The organism is Azospira restricta (assembly GCF_016858125.1).
GTDB lineage: Bacteria > Pseudomonadota > Gammaproteobacteria > Burkholderiales > Rhodocyclaceae > Proximibacter > Proximibacter restrictus.
Genome location: NZ_CP064781.1, coordinates 3,796,786 through 3,812,189 on the forward strand (window position 1 = coordinate 3,796,786; position 15,404 = coordinate 3,812,189).

The 15,404-nt window shown below is 66.0% G+C and carries 12 protein-coding genes and 1 pseudogene; all 13 read right to left on the reverse strand.

What is annotated here, in order from left to right:
• Positions 1-4: 4 nt before the first annotated feature.
• On the reverse strand, positions 5-2,479 hold the full coding sequence (locus tag IWH25_RS18045) for an O-linked N-acetylglucosamine transferase family protein (protein ID WP_238999092.1): 2,475 nt from the start codon (positions 2,477-2,479) through the stop codon (positions 5-7).
• Positions 2,480-2,488: 9 nt separating this feature from the next.
• Entirely contained in the window at positions 2,489-3,382 is an 894-nt protein-coding gene (locus IWH25_RS18050) for an ABC transporter ATP-binding protein (RefSeq protein ID WP_203387143.1), read from the reverse strand.
• The gene (locus IWH25_RS18055) at positions 3,379-4,212 is read right to left on the reverse strand and encodes a tetratricopeptide repeat protein (RefSeq protein WP_203387144.1); all 834 of its coding nucleotides are present in this window, start codon (positions 4,210-4,212) and stop codon (positions 3,379-3,381) included. The genes IWH25_RS18050 and IWH25_RS18055 overlap by 4 nt, the downstream gene beginning before the upstream one ends.
• A gap of 1 nt (position 4,213) precedes the next feature.
• On the reverse strand, positions 4,214-5,014 hold the full coding sequence (locus tag IWH25_RS18060) for an ABC transporter permease subunit (protein ID WP_203387145.1): 801 nt from the start codon (positions 5,012-5,014) through the stop codon (positions 4,214-4,216).
• A gap of 63 nt (positions 5,015-5,077) precedes the next feature.
• The gene (locus tag IWH25_RS18065; protein WP_203387146.1) at positions 5,078-5,425 is read right to left on the reverse strand and encodes a hypothetical protein; all 348 of its coding nucleotides are present in this window, start codon (positions 5,423-5,425) and stop codon (positions 5,078-5,080) included.
• Positions 5,426-5,525: 100 nt separating this feature from the next.
• Positions 5,526-5,613: pseudogene (locus IWH25_RS19150) on the reverse strand (prepilin-type N-terminal cleavage/methylation domain-containing protein); the annotation flags it as partial.
• A 170-nt stretch (positions 5,614-5,783) separates the two neighbouring features.
• On the reverse strand, positions 5,784-7,379 hold the full coding sequence (locus IWH25_RS18075) for a GAF and HD-GYP domain-containing protein (RefSeq protein ID WP_203387148.1): 1,596 nt from the start codon (positions 7,377-7,379) through the stop codon (positions 5,784-5,786).
• 10 nt (positions 7,380-7,389) lie between these two features.
• Entirely contained in the window at positions 7,390-9,750 is a 2,361-nt protein-coding gene (locus tag IWH25_RS18080; protein ID WP_203387149.1) for a GspE/PulE family protein, read from the reverse strand.
• 11 nt (positions 9,751-9,761) lie between these two features.
• A complete protein-coding gene (locus tag IWH25_RS18085; protein ID WP_203387150.1) occupies positions 9,762-10,811 on the reverse strand; it encodes a cyclic nucleotide-binding domain-containing protein in 1,050 nt (349 codons plus the stop codon).
• 1 nt (position 10,812) lies between these two features.
• Entirely contained in the window at positions 10,813-11,580 is a 768-nt protein-coding gene (locus IWH25_RS18090) for an MBL fold metallo-hydrolase (RefSeq protein ID WP_203387151.1), read from the reverse strand.
• Between the two features lie 18 nt (positions 11,581-11,598).
• Positions 11,599-13,839, reverse strand: coding sequence for a CHASE2 domain-containing protein (locus IWH25_RS18095; protein WP_203387152.1), 2,241 nt, complete (start codon positions 13,837-13,839; stop codon positions 11,599-11,601).
• 14 nt (positions 13,840-13,853) lie between these two features.
• Positions 13,854-14,561, reverse strand: a complete 708-nt coding sequence (locus tag IWH25_RS18100; RefSeq protein ID WP_203387153.1) for an FHA domain-containing protein — start codon at positions 14,559-14,561, stop codon at positions 13,854-13,856.
• Positions 14,562-14,575: 14 nt separating this feature from the next.
• On the reverse strand, positions 14,576-15,403 hold the full coding sequence (locus IWH25_RS18105) for a Stp1/IreP family PP2C-type Ser/Thr phosphatase (RefSeq protein ID WP_203387154.1): 828 nt from the start codon (positions 15,401-15,403) through the stop codon (positions 14,576-14,578).
• Between the last annotated feature and the right edge of the window lies 1 nt (position 15,404).

The window sequence follows — 15,404 nt, forward strand, 5'->3', positions numbered from 1 at the left end:
GGTGCTACTTCACGGCAATCAGGTTAAGGGAAATCGGGATGGAATCGACCCTTGCCTCGCTCGCATCAGCGAAGAGGCCGAACGATGCGACCCGCTCGACGCTGTCAAAGCCCGCTTCCTGCAGGTAGTCGCGCAGAAAATCGAGATTCAGGCCGACATGATTGAAATCGGCCATGTTCATCTGGCCGCCGAACAATGCGCGCATCATGCCGAATCTGGTCGCCTGATCATACACAGGACTTGCCAGCATCCACGCAAGCGCATCCAGATCCGGCACCGAGAGATAGAGTCGGCCGCCGAGAACCAGCATCCGGCACAGGTCCTTCAGATAATCTGCGACGTCGGCCAGTCCCAGCCGCTGCACGACATGCGCGCAATAGATCTCGGAAAACCCCTCATCCCCGAAGCGGTGCAGATACAGCAGATCGCCGTCGTAATCTACGCCGTCTCCGGGCTCCGCCGCAAACACCTTCCAGCCATCCGCTGCACCGGTGCCGCCGATGAGCAGGCGTGGCGCCGGTGCCACATCGGCCGCTGGCACCTCCACGCCAGCGGCTGGCCCGCACGCTGCTACCGCAACAGGATGTTCGTCGCAGTATCGGTGCCACATCGACCGCATGGCGTCGGCAAAATCACGCGCCATCGCTGCCTCGTCGAGCAGCCGACTGTTTTTCAGGACAGCACGCAACGCCCCGCGTATCAGCCCGAGATTCTGGAAATCGGACGCCAGTTGTGCAGCTATTTCGACATACTCTTCCTCGCCGTCGGCGACCAGATCCTCGAGCCCGGCATTGCTGAGCAAGCTCACGCCGACGCGGGACACGTGCCTGTCCCCTGCCAGCGAAACGACAGGAACCCCCATCCAGAGCGCTTCGCAGGTCGTCGTCGTGCCATGGTAAGGCGTGGTGTCGAGGACGATGTCGATCTCCTCGTAGGCGGCAAGGTGATCCTTGAGCAAGTGTTTCGGTGCCAAAACCTCGATCCGGTCAGCGGCGATGCCATGGTCAGCGAATTGTGCCCGCAGGAATGCTCTGGCGCCGTCGTCCTGGAAACCGATCGCCGACTTGAGCAGCAGTCGCGATTCCGGCACTGCATGCAGAACCCGCGCCCACAGTGCGATGCACTCCGCTCCGATCTTCATGCGGGTACTGAACGAACCAAAGGTGATGAATCCGCGCTTGAGACAAGGCGCCGCCGACACCTCGGGCGCGTGTTCCGGCGGGGTATAGCAAAGGAAGCTGCGCGGCAGGCGCCACAGGCGCTCGACGTGGTACTGATCGGCCACGCCTGCCGGGTCGGCGTAAGCATCGGTCAAGCGGTAGTCGATCTGCGCCAGCCCGGTCGTATCCGGGTAGCCGATCCAGCTCACCTGCACGGGTGCCGGCTTTCGCGCCAGAGCAGTCAGGCGATTGTGACCGGTATGCCCGGAAAGATCGACGAGAATGTCGACCCTGTCATCCCGGACCTGCGTACAGAACTCGCTGTCGGACAGCCCAAAGACCGGTCGCCAACGGGTAAACAGCCGTCGAAAGCTTTCCGTCCGATAGTCCGCCGTCGGATAAGTATAGTAGGCCCACAGCTCGAATGATCGCCGGTCGAGCTTCGACAGAATAGAGAGGATAAAGTAGCCGACCGAGTGTTGCCGGAAATCACCGCTGACGAACCCGATACGAAGCCGGCGAGTTCGGTCAGGCACATTCGTGTGCGCCACCGGTTCCTGCGGGAAAAGCGCGCCATAGTCGCAGTGCATGCGGAACAGCTCGTTTCGGTCATGCATCCGATAGTGCGACATCAGCAGCAGGCCATCCCAGGCATTTGCGTATTTTTTCTCCAGCGCGATGGCCTTCCTGTAGGCGTCGGCCGCCTCCTGCAGACGCCCGCGCTGCAAGTTGCAGATCGCCAGGTTGCACCACGCCTGGGCGAAGCGATCGTCGACCGCAATGGCCCGGCGCAGAAAGTCCTCCGCTTCGTCGTATTTTTCCATGCAACGCAGAACGAAGCCCAGGCCGTTCAGCGCGGCCGCAGATTCCGGTCGGATCGCCACGGCGCGCCGCATGAAATAGCACGCCTCCGTGTTGCGATCCAGCCTCGCCAGAAGATCTCCGAGGGCCACGTGCAGATCGGGATGGTCCGGATTCCCGGCAAGCGCCTTGCGATAGCTCGCCTCAGCCTCCCCCCATTCCCGACGTTGGACCAGCATCCCTCCCAGACCGCAGGCCGCTTCTGGATACGCAGGCGACAACGCCAGGGCCCGCCGGTAACTTTCCTCGGCGGCATCCTTCCGACCCAGAGCCAGCTGCATCTCGGCACAGCGGCAATGCGCCTCGGGCTCGTCCGGAAAGCGCTCGCGGACCAGCTCGTAGCTCGCCAGCGCGGCGGCAAAGTCGCCCGATTTCTTCAGTAGATTGCCTGGCTGCAATAGATCGGCAAGCGCCTCGCGGTTTTCCATATCAGATTGTTCCTTGTGCGGCAAAATCATGGCCACCGATCACTGCCTCTCGACGGCCTTGAGGAAGGCGGACTCCAGCGACAGCGTCTGGCGCACCTCGATCAACGCATGACCGGATTCGCGAAGGCGGGCGAGATGCTCCCACAGTTCGGCAGAGCACACTTCGCCGATCCAGCGCCCCGGAAAATCCTCGCGCATGCCTGCCACCGGAATTTCGCCAAAGGTTCTGACCAAGACCAGATCCTCCTCTCCCGTCAGTTCCGCCGGGGAGCGCACCGCCCGCAGTCGCCCTTCATGGACCAACCCGAAGCGGTCCGCAAGACGCTCGACGTCATGCAGCACATGCGAAGAGAAGAAGAGTGTTCCACCACCCCGCTTGTACTCGGCGAGCGTATCGACGACCGCGCGACGGCCGATCGGATCGAGCCCGGACAGGGGCTCGTCGAGGACAAGGAGACGCGGCTTGATGCACAGCGCCTGCGCCAGGGCAACCCTCTGCACCATGCCCTTGGAAAACGTGCGCAGCGCCTTTGTGGCTACGTGCCCCAGTGCCATTCGATCGAGCCATTCCATGCAATGAGCGCGACGATCGCCGACCTCGACGCGATGCAGTGCCAGCCCCATCTCCAGAATCTCCATCGGCGTCAGGCAGTCCTGCAGGTAGGGGCTCTCCGGCACATAACCGACGCCCCTGCGCGCACATGGAAGCACTGCCGATTCGCCGAAAATCAGGACATGGCCATCGGTCGGACGCAGCAACCCCATGATGATCTTGATCGTCGTGCTCTTTCCTGCACCGTTCGGTCCGACGAAACCGAACGCTTCGCCGGGCTCCACGGTCAGCGAGATACCGCGCAGGGCATGCACAGCCTCACGCGACCAGGACTTGCGATAGACCTTGGCCAGGCCGTCAACCACGATCGCTGCGGTCATGGATTTCCCTTCTTCTGCGAAGCGAACACCGGCATTCCATCGTCGTCGAGCGCATACCCTTCGCCCAAAGGATCATCGGGGATGGCGCCGATCCATCCATCGCCGACGAGGTCACCAAGCTTCGCCAGTGGCCGGCCATGGCGCTCGCGATAGGCAGTAGCAAGATCGCGCAAGCGGGCCAAATCCTGCAGCCGGTTTGCCCGCACCTGCAGATAGCGGCGGAAACTGCCTGCATTCGCTCCCTTCGCCATCGCGTCGACGATGTTCGCCGCACTCGCCGTGTCGTAGCCCTTCTCGAACCAGCGCGCGGCGACATTCTGCAACGCCCACCGGTCCGGCTCCTCACGCGCCCGTGGTACCGCCTCGAGCAACAAGCGCCCGCCCGCGACCGGATCCTTCATGAAATGGTAATAATGAAAACCGAGATAAAACAGGGGCTGCCAGTCCGCCGGGCGCGCATCGGCCGCCTGCCGCAACACGTGCCGCGCCGCATCGGTCTGGCCGTTCCACGGCAGGGTGGCGGCGGCGATGTAGTAATTGTCCTCATGGGCGGGGTTCAGCCAGGCAAGGTCCTCCTGCAGCCGACCTTGGGTCGCATAGTCTGCGGCCGTCATTTTTTCGGTCGCAGCGACCAGCACCCGAAACCCGTTGAGGTTTGCTGCCAAGTGCTGGTCTCCGCCGGCCAGCAGCACCTGCGCAAATCGCGGCAGCGCCACCAGCAATTCCGACTTCGCTTGACCGCGGCTGACCGAATCCAAGGCCTGCAGCGACAGTCCGTAGCCTGCAGCACACACAAGCAATGCGATCCCTGTCAGGGCGAGCCGCAACACCTTAGTGCAATTCCCGTCGTTCGAAGATCAGGTTGCCAGCCAACAAGGCCATGCCGATATAGCCGGCTGCCATCAGCAATGCCCACAGGATGGCGCCGTCAGGCAGCGGCACCTGATAGAGCGGCCAATCCCGCCAATCGAGTCGGGACAGATCCGGCAGCAGCCAGCGGACCGCTGCCAGGATCGGAGAAAACCTTGCAACAAGTTCGGCCTGGCCGTCCGCACCGGCAGCCAGGTACGCCATTGCCGGCCCCAGTGCCTTGCCGGCAATCGCAAACGCCATGCCCAGCGTAAGCGGCAGCGCCGATACCGTCGAGATCGACGCGAGACACAAGGCGAACGCAGCGATCAGCGCCGAGTCCACCCACAGCCCGAAGAGCGTCACCCAGAAGGGCAACCCGAGCGCCGGCATGAATTCCTGCTCGTAACGGGTGGCCAGAGCAACGACGAGCGAGAGAAGCAGACCGAAGATGAGCAGCGCAAGCGCTGACAGCAGCAGCACCGCGACATAGCGCCCGAACAGAAAGGCCGATCGCGGCACCGGATAGGCCAGCGAGAAAAACACGGTGCGGCGCTCGATTTCGCGAACCACGAAATCCTGGATCCAGAGCAGGCTGAGCAATACCAGCGAGACGCGAATTCCGGAAAGCCCGATGTCGAGCGCCACCGTCCGCGGCTGCCGCGGCGAGAAAGCTGCGGAAAAATAGGCGAGGAAAATCGTCAGCACACCCAGTGCAAAGACCAACTGCAGAGCCCGCCCGCGAATGCCCATTCGCAGGCCCGACACGACAAACTGGAGCATGCTCCCCCCGCAAAAAATCGGCGCGCCCTTGGGCGCGCCGGTTTCGTCTGCTTTGCCGAAAAATCAGCTGGTCGGAGCCTTCGTAAAAGCAGCCGCCGCATCGCTAACCGTACAACCTGAGGTCGCGCACGGTGTACCTGTCACCGCACCGCCGACCGACGATCCGGCAAACATGTTGCGCCCCTTCACCGACACGGCACCGACCCGCATGTAGGTGGCATCTTCATCGTAAGCCAAGGCCACGTTGTTCGAGCAACGCGCCGTAAAGCCGGCCTTGATGAAGTAGGTTCCGCCCTGAACGCTGACCGCCGCCGAAGTGCCGGAGCCCCCGGAGCAGACGGTAACCGCCATCGCATCCATGGAGGCCGCTGCAGCCGTCGCAAGAACGGCACCGAGAATCACTTTTTTCATCGCCGTCTCCTTGATCAGTTGGTCGAGTTCGAGATGCCGAGGGTCAGCAGGTTGCGCGCATCCGACTGCGCGGCCTTGTCCTCGCCCTTCTTGGTGTACTCGGAGAACTGCGGAATGGCGATCGCAGCCAGGATGCCGATGATCGCGACGACGATCATCAGTTCGATCAGGGTGAAACCCTTCTGCATGGACTTCTTCATTATTTCCTCCTGTTCAATAACGGCGGGAAACCGTTGCGACACTATACACAAGATCCATGCCAGCCCATACCCCGACTGGCACAAGGGATTTCGACCGCCACCCGCGGGCAGACTGACAAAAAACGTCACCCCACCCGAAGATTGTCAGCCCAGGAACGTCACCCTCCGACCTCGTCGATCTGCCCCACATCCAGAAACCGCTCCGCATACCGCAGATACACCCTCTGCCGCACGAACACCTCGAACAGGTCGGGATCGATGTGCCCACCCTCGGCGAACTTGCGGAGGATGCCGAGCGCCTCGGACAGTTTCATCGGCGGCTTGTACGGCCGGTCCTTGGCGGTCAGCGCCTCGAAAATATCGGCGATGCCCATCACCCGCGCCTGCACCGACATCTGCTCGCGGGTGAGGCCGCGCGGGTAGCCCTTGCCGTCCATGCGCTCATGGTGGCCGCCGGCGTACTCGGGCACGTTCTTGAGATGCTTCGGCCACGGCAGCGCCTCCAGCATCTTGATCGTGGCGACGATGTGGTAGTTGATGATCTCGCGCTCGGCGGCGGTCAGCGTGCCGGCGCGGATGGTCAGGTTCTCGACCTCGTCGGCGGAGAGGAAATCCGCCCGCAGCCCGTCGGGGCCGGCCCACGCGTACGCGGTCGCGATCTGCCGCACGCGCGCCTGGTCCTCGGCGCGCATCGCCTCGCCGCCGATGTTGCAGCGGCGCAGGAAGTCCCGGTCGTCGTCGATCTGCCGCAGCGTCGCCGCGTAGCGGGCCTCGGCCGCGTCGCGCGGCTCGCCGGCAGCGATGGCCTTCAGCATCGCGATCTCGGCATCGCGCCTGACCACCTCGAAGCGGGTATCGACGAGGTGAATGCGGTCGAAGAGGGTTTGCAGCTTGGTCGCCTTGTCCACCACGTGCACCGGCGTCGTCACCTTGCCGCAGTCGTGCAGCAGGCCGGCGATCTTCAGCTCGTAGCGGTCCTTGTCGCTCATCGTGAAGCCGGCGAGCGGCCCCTCGGTGGTGTCGTTCACCGCCTCGGCGAGCATCATCGTCAGCACCGGCACGCGCTGGCAGTGGCCGCCGGTGTAGGGCGACTTCTCGTCGATCGCGGTGTTGATCAGGTCGATGAAGGATTCGAACAGCGTCTCCAGCTGCGTGATCAGCAGCCGGTTGGTCAGCGCCACCGCCGCCTGCGAGGCGAGCGACTCGGCCAGCCGGCGGTCGGCGTCGGAGAAGGCGCGCACGCTGCCGTCGTCGTCGCGCGCGTTGATCAGCTGCAGCACGCCGATCACCTCGTTTTCGTGGTTCTTCAGCGGCACGGTGAGGAAGGACTGCGAGCGGTAGCCGGTCTTCTGGTCGAACTTGCGCGTACCGGAGAAATCGAAGCCGGCGGCCGCATAGGCGTCGGCGATGTTCACCGTCTCGGCATGGATCGCGCTGTAGGCGGCGACCAGCGAGTTGTTCGGCGCGCCGTCGTCGCCGAACAGCGGCAGGTCGGGGAACAGCGCCGAGATCGGCTCGCCGGTGGTGCCGCCGAAGGCGATCTGCAGCGAATCGGTGCGCACGATCTCGAAGCGCAGGTGGCGGCCGTCGTCGGTGGTTCGGTACAGCGTGCCGCCGTCGGCCTGCGTGATCGCCTTCGCCGCGAGCAGGATGTTCTCGAGCAGGCGCGCGATGTTGCGCTCGTGCGACAGCGCCGTGCCGATCGTATTGAGCTGTTCGAGGCGGCGGAAGAGGTCCTGCAGCGTGGCATCCATGGTCGGCATCCTACTTGATGCACACCGCCCGCACCTGCGCGATATCGGTGATGCCCTGCATGACCTTCTCGATGCCGTCCATCTTCAGCGTGCGCATGCCCTCGTTGAGGGCCTGGGCCAAGATCTCGGCGACCCGCGCCTTCTCCTGGATCAGCTTCTTCACCGGGTCCGTGCCGACCAACAGTTCGTGCAGGCCGACGCGCCCCTTGTAGCCGGTGTCGCCGCAGGTCGAGCAGCCCTTCGCCCGGTATAGCGTGAACTTGCCGTCCTTCGCGTAGCGCTGCTGCCAGTCCTTGTAGACCGCCTCCATCGCCGCCTGCGGGTCCTTCACCCAGGCCGGGGTGTTGCGCAGCTCCTCGCTGTATTCGGCGAGCAGCTGCTTCAATTCGTCCGGCGTCGGCTGGTAGGCCACCTTGCATTCCTTGCACAGGCGCTTGGCCAGGCGCTGGGCGAGGATGCCGAGCAGCGCGTCGGAAAAGTTGAACGGGTCCATGCCCATGTCGAGCAGGCGGATGATCGACTCCGGCGCCGAGTTGGTGTGCAGCGTCGCGAACACCAGGTGACCGGTCAGCGAGGCTTCGATGCCGATGCCGGTGGTCTCGGCGTCGCGCATCTCGCCGACCATGATGATGTCCGGGTCGGCGCGCAGGAAGGCCTTCATCACCGTCGCGAAGTCGAGCCCGGCCTTCTTGTTCACCTGCACCTGGCGCAGCCCCTTCTGCGTGATCTCGACCGGGTCCTCGGCGGTCCAGATCTTGGTATCGGGCTTGTTCAGATAGCCGAGGATCGAGTGCAGCGTCGTCGTCTTGCCGGAGCCAGTCGGGCCGCAGACGAAGAACAGGCCGTAGGGCTTCGAGATGCACTTGATCAGGTTCTCGTGGTTGTGCGGCGAGAAGCCCATCGCGTCGAGCGGCAGCGGCTCGCCGGCGGCGAGGATGCGCATCACCACGTCCTCGACGCCGCCGGCCGTCGGGATCGTCGCCACGCGCAGCTCGATGTCGAGCGGCCCGAACTTCTTGAACTTGATCTTGCCGTCCTGCGGCCGGCGCTTCTCCGAGATGTCGAGGTCGCACATGATCTTCAGCCGCGTCACCAGCGCGTTGCGGTAGGAGGCCGGCACCTCGATGTAATTGACCAGCGAGCCGTCCTTGCGGAAGCGAATCTGCACCTTGTCCTTGCCCGGCCGCGGCTCGACGTGGATGTCCGAGGCTCCCTGCTGGTAGGCGTCGACGATGATCTTGTTGACCAGCCGCACCAGCTCGTTGTCGGCGGCGGCACTGATGTCGTCGGCACCGATCTCGCCCGGCTCGCCCTCGTCGAGATCGGAGAGCAGGTCGCCGACCGAGCCCATGTCGGCGAGCGCGCCGTAGAACTGGTCGATCTGCTTGCGGAACTCGCCGTCGCTGGTCACCCGATAGACGATCCTGCCCTTCGGGAAGATGTTGTTGACGATGCGCGAGGCGCGGATGCGCTCCGGGTCCGGCGCGACGACGACGATCCCTTCCTGCGTCTCCTCGACCGGCAGCCAGTGGTTCGACTCGACGTACTCGCGGCGCAAGTTCTTCAGGAGGTCCATCGGCTTCACCCGGTCCGGCCGAAAGGGCTCGTAGGGAACGCCGAAGAACTTGGCCAGCGCCTGCCCGATCGCCGCCGGCTTGACCTGGAACTCCTTGATCAGCACGTCCTCGAGCGGCAGCCCCTTGCGCCGCGCCGAGCGCTGCGCCAGATCGAGCTCGCCCGCCGAAATCACCGCCGCGACGACCAGCTCGTCGTACTTGCCGCGCGCCGCCGGCGGCGGCTTCTGCCGCTGCGTGAAGGCCACCGCCAGCGTCTGCGCCAGCCCCTGCACGCCCTCCTCGGCGACCGCCGGAAACGGCGCGTCGTCCCGGTTGTTGATCAGCTGCACGACGCCGAGGAGATCGCCGGATGCGGCATCGAGGATCGGCGCCACCAGCATCTGCTTCGAGCGGTAGCCGGTGCGCTTGTCGACTTCCTTGAGGAAGGCCATGTGCGGGCTGTAGCGGGCGAGTTCGGCGCCGTCGTAGACGTCGTGGATGTTCACCGGCCGGCGGTTGGCGGCGACATAGCCGGCGATGCTCTGGTCGGAGATCGGCAGGCGCAGGTCCTTGAACGAATTGAGGCCGGTCTTCACCTTGGAGACGATGCTCTGCTTGTCCTCGCCCAGCGCGTAGATGGTCAGCCGGTCGCAGTTGAACAGCGTGCACAGTTCCTGCGACAGCTCGAGCATGATCTCGTCGATGTTCGCCGTCGCATGGATCTTGTTGGTGACCAGCTGCAGGTTCTTGAAGAAGGCGAGGCGGAGGGCCGCGTCGTCGGCGCCGGCATGCGTGGGAGGAGTGAGGTTGCCCATGGTGTTTCCGTTCAGGAATTGCCGGGCGGGCGCAGCCCGCCTTCCAGCCAGTAGGCGTGATAGCCGTGCTGGGAGAGGATGAAGGCCGCCGCCGAACTGCGGCGGCCGCTCTGGCAGTAGACGATGTATTCGGTATCGGCGGCGAGCGGGCCGATCGCGTTGCGGATTTCGTTGAGCGGGATGTTGATCGCGCCGGGCAGCCGGTCGTGCTGGAACTCGGCGGGGAAGCGGACGTCCAGCCAGACCGCGCCGGCCGCCACGCGCCGCTCCGCCTCGGCGCGCGAGACGCGCTTCAGGAGCGGCTCGCGCAAGAGCTCGATGAAGTCCTGCTTGCCCAGGCGCAGCAGCACGCCCTTGGTGCGCATCGTCACCGTCGCGTTGCGCTGGCCGTCGGCAACCAGCGCCTCCTCGCCGAAGGCGTCGCCCGCCTTCAACTCGGCCAGCGGCAGCGCGGCACCGCCGACGCGGCGCGTCACCTCGCAGCGTCCCGATTCGATCAGGTAGTAGTAGTCGCCCTCGTCGCCTTCGCGCAGCACCACCTCGCCGGCCTTGACGCTGATCCGCTCGAAGCGCCGCAGCAGCGCGTCGATGTTCGACGGCGGCAGCTGCGCGAAGGCGCCCGAAGTCAGGATCTCGGCGCGGAAAGCACCAGTCAGCGTGCGCCAGTCGGTGGCTTCGGCGGCGTCGCTCGCCTGCGCGCTGAGCTGGTCCCAGGTGAGCATGATGTCGAGTAGGTGCTCGTCGATGCGGATCAGTTCGACGGCGGTGATCGCGCGCACCGCGACGGCCTGCGCCAGCTCGTTCGGCAACGGACGCAGCGCGGCGTCGCAGCCGCCGACGAGGACCTCGACCAGGCCGCCGGCGTGGCTCACCTTCAGCTCGCCGGCGACGAGATAGACGACCTGCCCGCCGAGGCCGTGCAGGCGGAAGGGATCGCCGCCGCGCGGCACCGTTTCGACGCGGCAGAGCGCAGCCAGCTCGCGCAGCCGCTCGTCCGAGAGCGCGCCGAGCGGCGCGAAGGCGCGCAGGCGTTCCGGGGTCAGGGTCTTCGTCTCGCCCATCTCAGAACTCCAGGACCACGTTGGTCTGCAGCATGTGCGGCTTGAAGTCGCCGATGCAGGTCGCCAGCTCGCCCATCGTCAGCTCGATCTGCCCGGGCTTCAGGTGCGTGATGTGGATCTCGCAGTCGCGCTCGAGCTTCATCAGCTCGGCCGCCAGCATGTCCGGGCACATGTGCTTGGAGATCCGCGCCAGCCGCTCCTCGCGGTTGGAAAAGGCGCATTCGATGATCAGGTGGCGCAGGTTGCCGATCCGGTTCACCACCGGCCAGAAACGGTCGTTCACGGTCGTGTCGCCGGTGAAGACGAGGCTGCCGGCGCCGGAGTCGAGGTGGTAGCCGACCGCCGGCACGGTATGCTCGGCCGGCACCGCGGCGACCGTCAGCTCGCCGAGACGGATCTTCTGGCCGACGCGCAGCGGCCTGAACTGCAGGAAGGGCGCCTCGGCCGTCGGGATCTCCGAGAAGTCCGGCCACACCGCCCAATTGAAGATGTGGTTCCTCAGGATCTGCAGCACCGCCTCGGTGCCGTGCACGATAAGCGGCTTGTCGCGCATGTCGCCGACGGTGTCGATCATCAGCGGCAGCGCGGCGATGTGGTCGAGGTGCGTGTGCGTCAGGAAGACGTGGTCGATCATCGCCAGCTCGGCCATCGACAGGTCGGCGACGCCGGTGCCGGCGTCGATCAGCACGTCGTGGTTGACCAGGATCGAGGTGGTGCGCAGGTGGCGCCCGCCGATGCCGCCGCTGCAACCGAGGATTCTCGCCTTCATGCACTGGCTTCCATGCGATTACTTCGTCTCGAAGGTAGTGACGCCGTCCCAGCCCTCGCCCGGCGGGTGCTGGCGGTAGTACGCGATGCGCTCGGCGTAGAGGCGGTAGAGCTTGCAGTCCGGCGCCTGCCGCGTCAGGTTGTAGAGCTGCACGTCGGCCTGGTCCCAGTCCTGGGCGCGGTAGAGGCGCAGCACCTGCTGCCACAGCTTGAGCGCATCGAGGACGTCCTGACCGACCTCGCCGACGGCAGCGAGCGGCTCGTAGATCGCCACCGGCGCGTCCTTGCCCTTGACGCGGACCCGGTCGAGCTCGCGGAAGACGACGTCCTTGACCGCCGCCCGCGTCGTCTCGCCGACCAGGATGCCGACGCCGTACTGCTTGGTGAGGCCTTCCAGCCGCGACCCGAGGTTCACCGCGTCACCCATCACAGTATAGGACTGGCGCACCGGCGAGCCCATGTCGCCGACGGTCATCGTCCCGGTATTGATGCCGACGCCGATGTGCAGCTCGGGCCAGCCGCGCGCCTTGAACGGCGCATCCAGCTTGCGCAGCTCGCGCTGCATCGCGAGCGCGGTGAGCACGGCGTGGCGCGCATGCTCCGGATCGGCGACCGGCGCCCCCCAGAAGGCCATGATCGCGTCGCCGATGTACTTGTCGAGCGTGCCGCGGTTGTGCCGGATCACCGTCGTCATCGCGCCCAGGTACTCGTTCATCAGCTGCGTCAGCTCCTTCGGGTCGAGCCCCTCGGAGATCGTCGTGAAGCTCCTGACGTCGGAGAAGAGCACGGTCAGCTCCTCGTTGCGCCCTTCCATGCTGTAGTTCTCCGGATCCCGGCTCATCTCCTCGACCAGCTCCGGCGGCACGTACTGGCCGAACAGCCCGGTCAGCTGCCGCTTGCTGCGCGACTCGACGAAGTAGCCCCAGGACATCGACAGCGCGTAGAGGGCGAGGATCAAGAGCAGCGTCGAGGCCAGCGGGATCAGCAGGCCCGACTGCCACAGCGCGAAGTTGAGCCCGGCGGCGGCGGCGAGCACGCCGAACGCGAGCAGCGACGCCCGGGCCGGCGAGAAGAGCGGCAGCAGCAGCGCCAGCACGAGGCCGCAGAGGGCGACCATCAGCACCTCGGCGCCGAGCACGTAGGCCGGCTTCTGCTTGAGGCGACCGTCGAGCATGCCGGCGACCAGGTTGGCGTGGATCTCGACCCCGGGATAGGCGCTCGCCACCGGCGTCGCCCGCAGGTCCATCAGCCCCGGCGTCGAGGTGCCGACGATGACGATCTTGCCCTGCAGCGCCTCGACCGGCAGCCGGCCGTGCAGCGCGTCGGCGATCGGCAGGTAGCGGAAGCTGCCCTGCTTGCCGCGATAGGGGATCAGCGTCGCCGCCGACTCGTCCACCGGGATGCGCACCGTGCCCCGCGGCGTCGGCAGCTCGAGCCATTCGAGGCCGGCGTAGTCGCGACCGGCGCCGTCGTCGGCGAAGCCCGGCGCCACCGGCGGCTGGCCGAGCAGCAGGCGGACGATCGCCAGTGACAGCGACTCGTAGTAGCCCCCCTGGTACTCGACCAGCATCGGCACCCGGCGCGAAACACCGTCGAAATCGACCAGCGGCACGAAATGGCCGGCACTGGCGGCGTTCTGCTGGTAGGCGGGAAGGTTCGCGCCGTAGCCGTTCCAGGTGGTGATGGCGAGGCGGTGCCCCTTGAAGGAGCCCGGCGGCAGCACCGGTTCGGGCAGCTGGCCGGCGGTCTGCGCCGTCGACAGGTTGGTGAAGTAGTAGCCGAGGACCACCGGCCGCTTCGCCATCGCCTCGGCGAAGCGGCGGTCGTAGTCGAGGCTCTGGCGCAGGCCCTTCAGCGCCGCCTGGTAGCCGGGGTCGTCCTTCAGTTCGCGGCGGCCGATCGCCTCCAGCGACTTCAGCCCGGAGCTGTCGTCGGGCTCGGCGAAGACGACGTCGAAGCCGAGCACGGCGATGCGGTAGTGGTCGAACAGGCGGTCGAGCAGCGCCGCCATCTTGTCGCGGCCCCACGGCCAGCGCCCGCCCTCGGCCAGGCTCTTCTCGTCGATGTCGAGGATCACCACGCGCTCGTCGACGCCGCCCGGCATCGTCAGCCGCAGCCGCGCGTCGTAGATGAAGGCGTCGATCACGCTGACCAGCGGGATCGGGTAGAAGCGGCCGGCATGGCCGAGGAAGGCGAGCGTGAGCGCCAGGCCGAGCAGGATCGGGACGAGGTGCTTCTTCAGGGTTGCCGCTACGGCCATCGCTCCGTCCGGACTCAGGTCTTCAGGAAGAATTCCATCTTCACGCCGGCGATCTCGATCACGTCGTGGTCGGCCAGCGGGTGCGCCTGCGCGTCGAGTGCCTTGCCGTTCACCACCGGGAACTGCGCGCCCTCGACGTGGGTGATGAAGTAGCCGTGCGGCCGCCGGGCAATCACCGCCACCTGCACGCCGGGCTTGCCGAGCGTGGTCAGCGACTTGGTCAGCTCGAGCTCGCGGCCGGCGTTGCTGCCGCTCAGGATCTGGATCGCCGCCGGCGGCTGCGCCTGCACCGGGGCGGCCGCCGCCGGCGGTGCCGGCTGCGCCGCCGACGCCGACGCCGACGCCGCGGGCGCGGGCTCGGCCGCCGGACGCAGCATGTTCGAGCGCATCACCATCGTCTTCTCGAAATCGGGCGAATCGCCCGCGGCGGCGGACTGCTCGGCGATGTACTTCAGCTTGTACTTGCCGAGCTCGACGACATCGCCATTCTTCAGGAAGTGCTTCTTGACCGGCTGGCCATTCACCAGCGTGCCGTTGGTGCTGTTCAGGTCCTCGAGGAAGGAGTCGTTGAGGATCGTCACCACCGCCGCGTGCTCGCCGGAGATCGCCAGGTTGTCGATCTGAATGTCGTTGTGCGGCTTGCGGCCGATGGTCATCCGTTCCTTGGCGAGCGGAATCTCCTTCAGCACCAGGCCGTCCATGGAGAGAATCATCTTTGCCATTGTCTTCCCGTCCCTTACTTGAAGCAGTTGAGGAATTTCGCCCACCAGCCGGTGGCGGCCGGAAACTCTCGCAACACCTTGACCAGGATCACCGACACGTTGTCGCGCCCGCCGTTGTCGTTCGCCATCTGGATCAGCTGCGTCGCCGCCAGTTCCAGGTTGGCGCCGAGCGACTGCAGCGTCAACGCGATCTCGTCGTCCTCGACCATGTCGTTGAGGCCGTCGGAGCAGAGCAGGTAGAGGTCGCCCGGCAGCACCTCGTGGTCGTGGATCTCGGTCTCGACCTGCGGATCGACGCCGAGCGCGCGCGTCACCAGGTTCTTGTTCTGCGAATGGCGGGCCTCCTCGGCGCTGATCATGCCGGCGTCGATCTGCTCCTGCAGCAGCGAGTGGTCGCGGGTCAGCTGCGCGAGGGCGTCGCCGCGCAGCCGGTAGAGGCGCGAGTCGCCGATGTGCGCGGCGGTCAGCCGGTTGTCGTGGAACAGCGCCAGCACCAGCGTCGTCCCCATCCCGGCGTACTGCGGCTGGCTGGCGGCGGCGTTGAAGATCGCCGCGTTGGCGCGGGCGACGCGGTCGCGGATCGCCGCCTGCGCGTAGCGGCCGCCGTCGGCCTCGGGCGTGTCCGGTGAGCGCGCGACGAAGGCGTTCTCCAGTTCGGTCGACAGCACCGTCGTCGCCATGCCGCTGGCCACCTCGCCGGCGTTGTAGCCGCCCATCCCGTCGGCGAGGATGACCAGGCCGCGGTGCGGATTGCCGAAGACGGAATCCTCGTTGTGCGAGCGAACCATGCCCGGATCGGTCTTGGTGACGATCTCGAGCGATTCGGAGAGACTCTTGCCCACG

Coding starts and splice junctions, on each gene's coding strand:
- IWH25_RS18045 (WP_238999092.1), bottom strand. CDS start 2,479: ATGATTTTGCCGCACAAGGAACAATCTGATATGGAAAACCGCGAGGCG.
- IWH25_RS18050 (WP_203387143.1), bottom strand. CDS start 3,382: ATGACCGCAGCGATCGTGGTTGACGGCCTGGCCAAGGTCTATCGCAAG.
- IWH25_RS18060 (WP_203387145.1), bottom strand. CDS start 5,014: ATGCTCCAGTTTGTCGTGTCGGGCCTGCGAATGGGCATTCGCGGGCGG.
- IWH25_RS18065 (WP_203387146.1), bottom strand. CDS start 5,425: ATGAAAAAAGTGATTCTCGGTGCCGTTCTTGCGACGGCTGCAGCGGCC.
- IWH25_RS18075 (WP_203387148.1), bottom strand. CDS start 7,379: ATGGATGCCACGCTGCAGGACCTCTTCCGCCGCCTCGAACAGCTCAAT.
- IWH25_RS18080 (WP_203387149.1), bottom strand. CDS start 9,750: ATGGGCAACCTCACTCCTCCCACGCATGCCGGCGCCGACGACGCGGCC.
- IWH25_RS18085 (WP_203387150.1), bottom strand. CDS start 10,811: ATGGGCGAGACGAAGACCCTGACCCCGGAACGCCTGCGCGCCTTCGCG.
- IWH25_RS18090 (WP_203387151.1), bottom strand. CDS start 11,580: ATGAAGGCGAGAATCCTCGGTTGCAGCGGCGGCATCGGCGGGCGCCAC.
- IWH25_RS18095 (WP_203387152.1), bottom strand. CDS start 13,839: ATGGCCGTAGCGGCAACCCTGAAGAAGCACCTCGTCCCGATCCTGCTC.
- IWH25_RS18100 (WP_203387153.1), bottom strand. CDS start 14,561: ATGGCAAAGATGATTCTCTCCATGGACGGCCTGGTGCTGAAGGAGATT.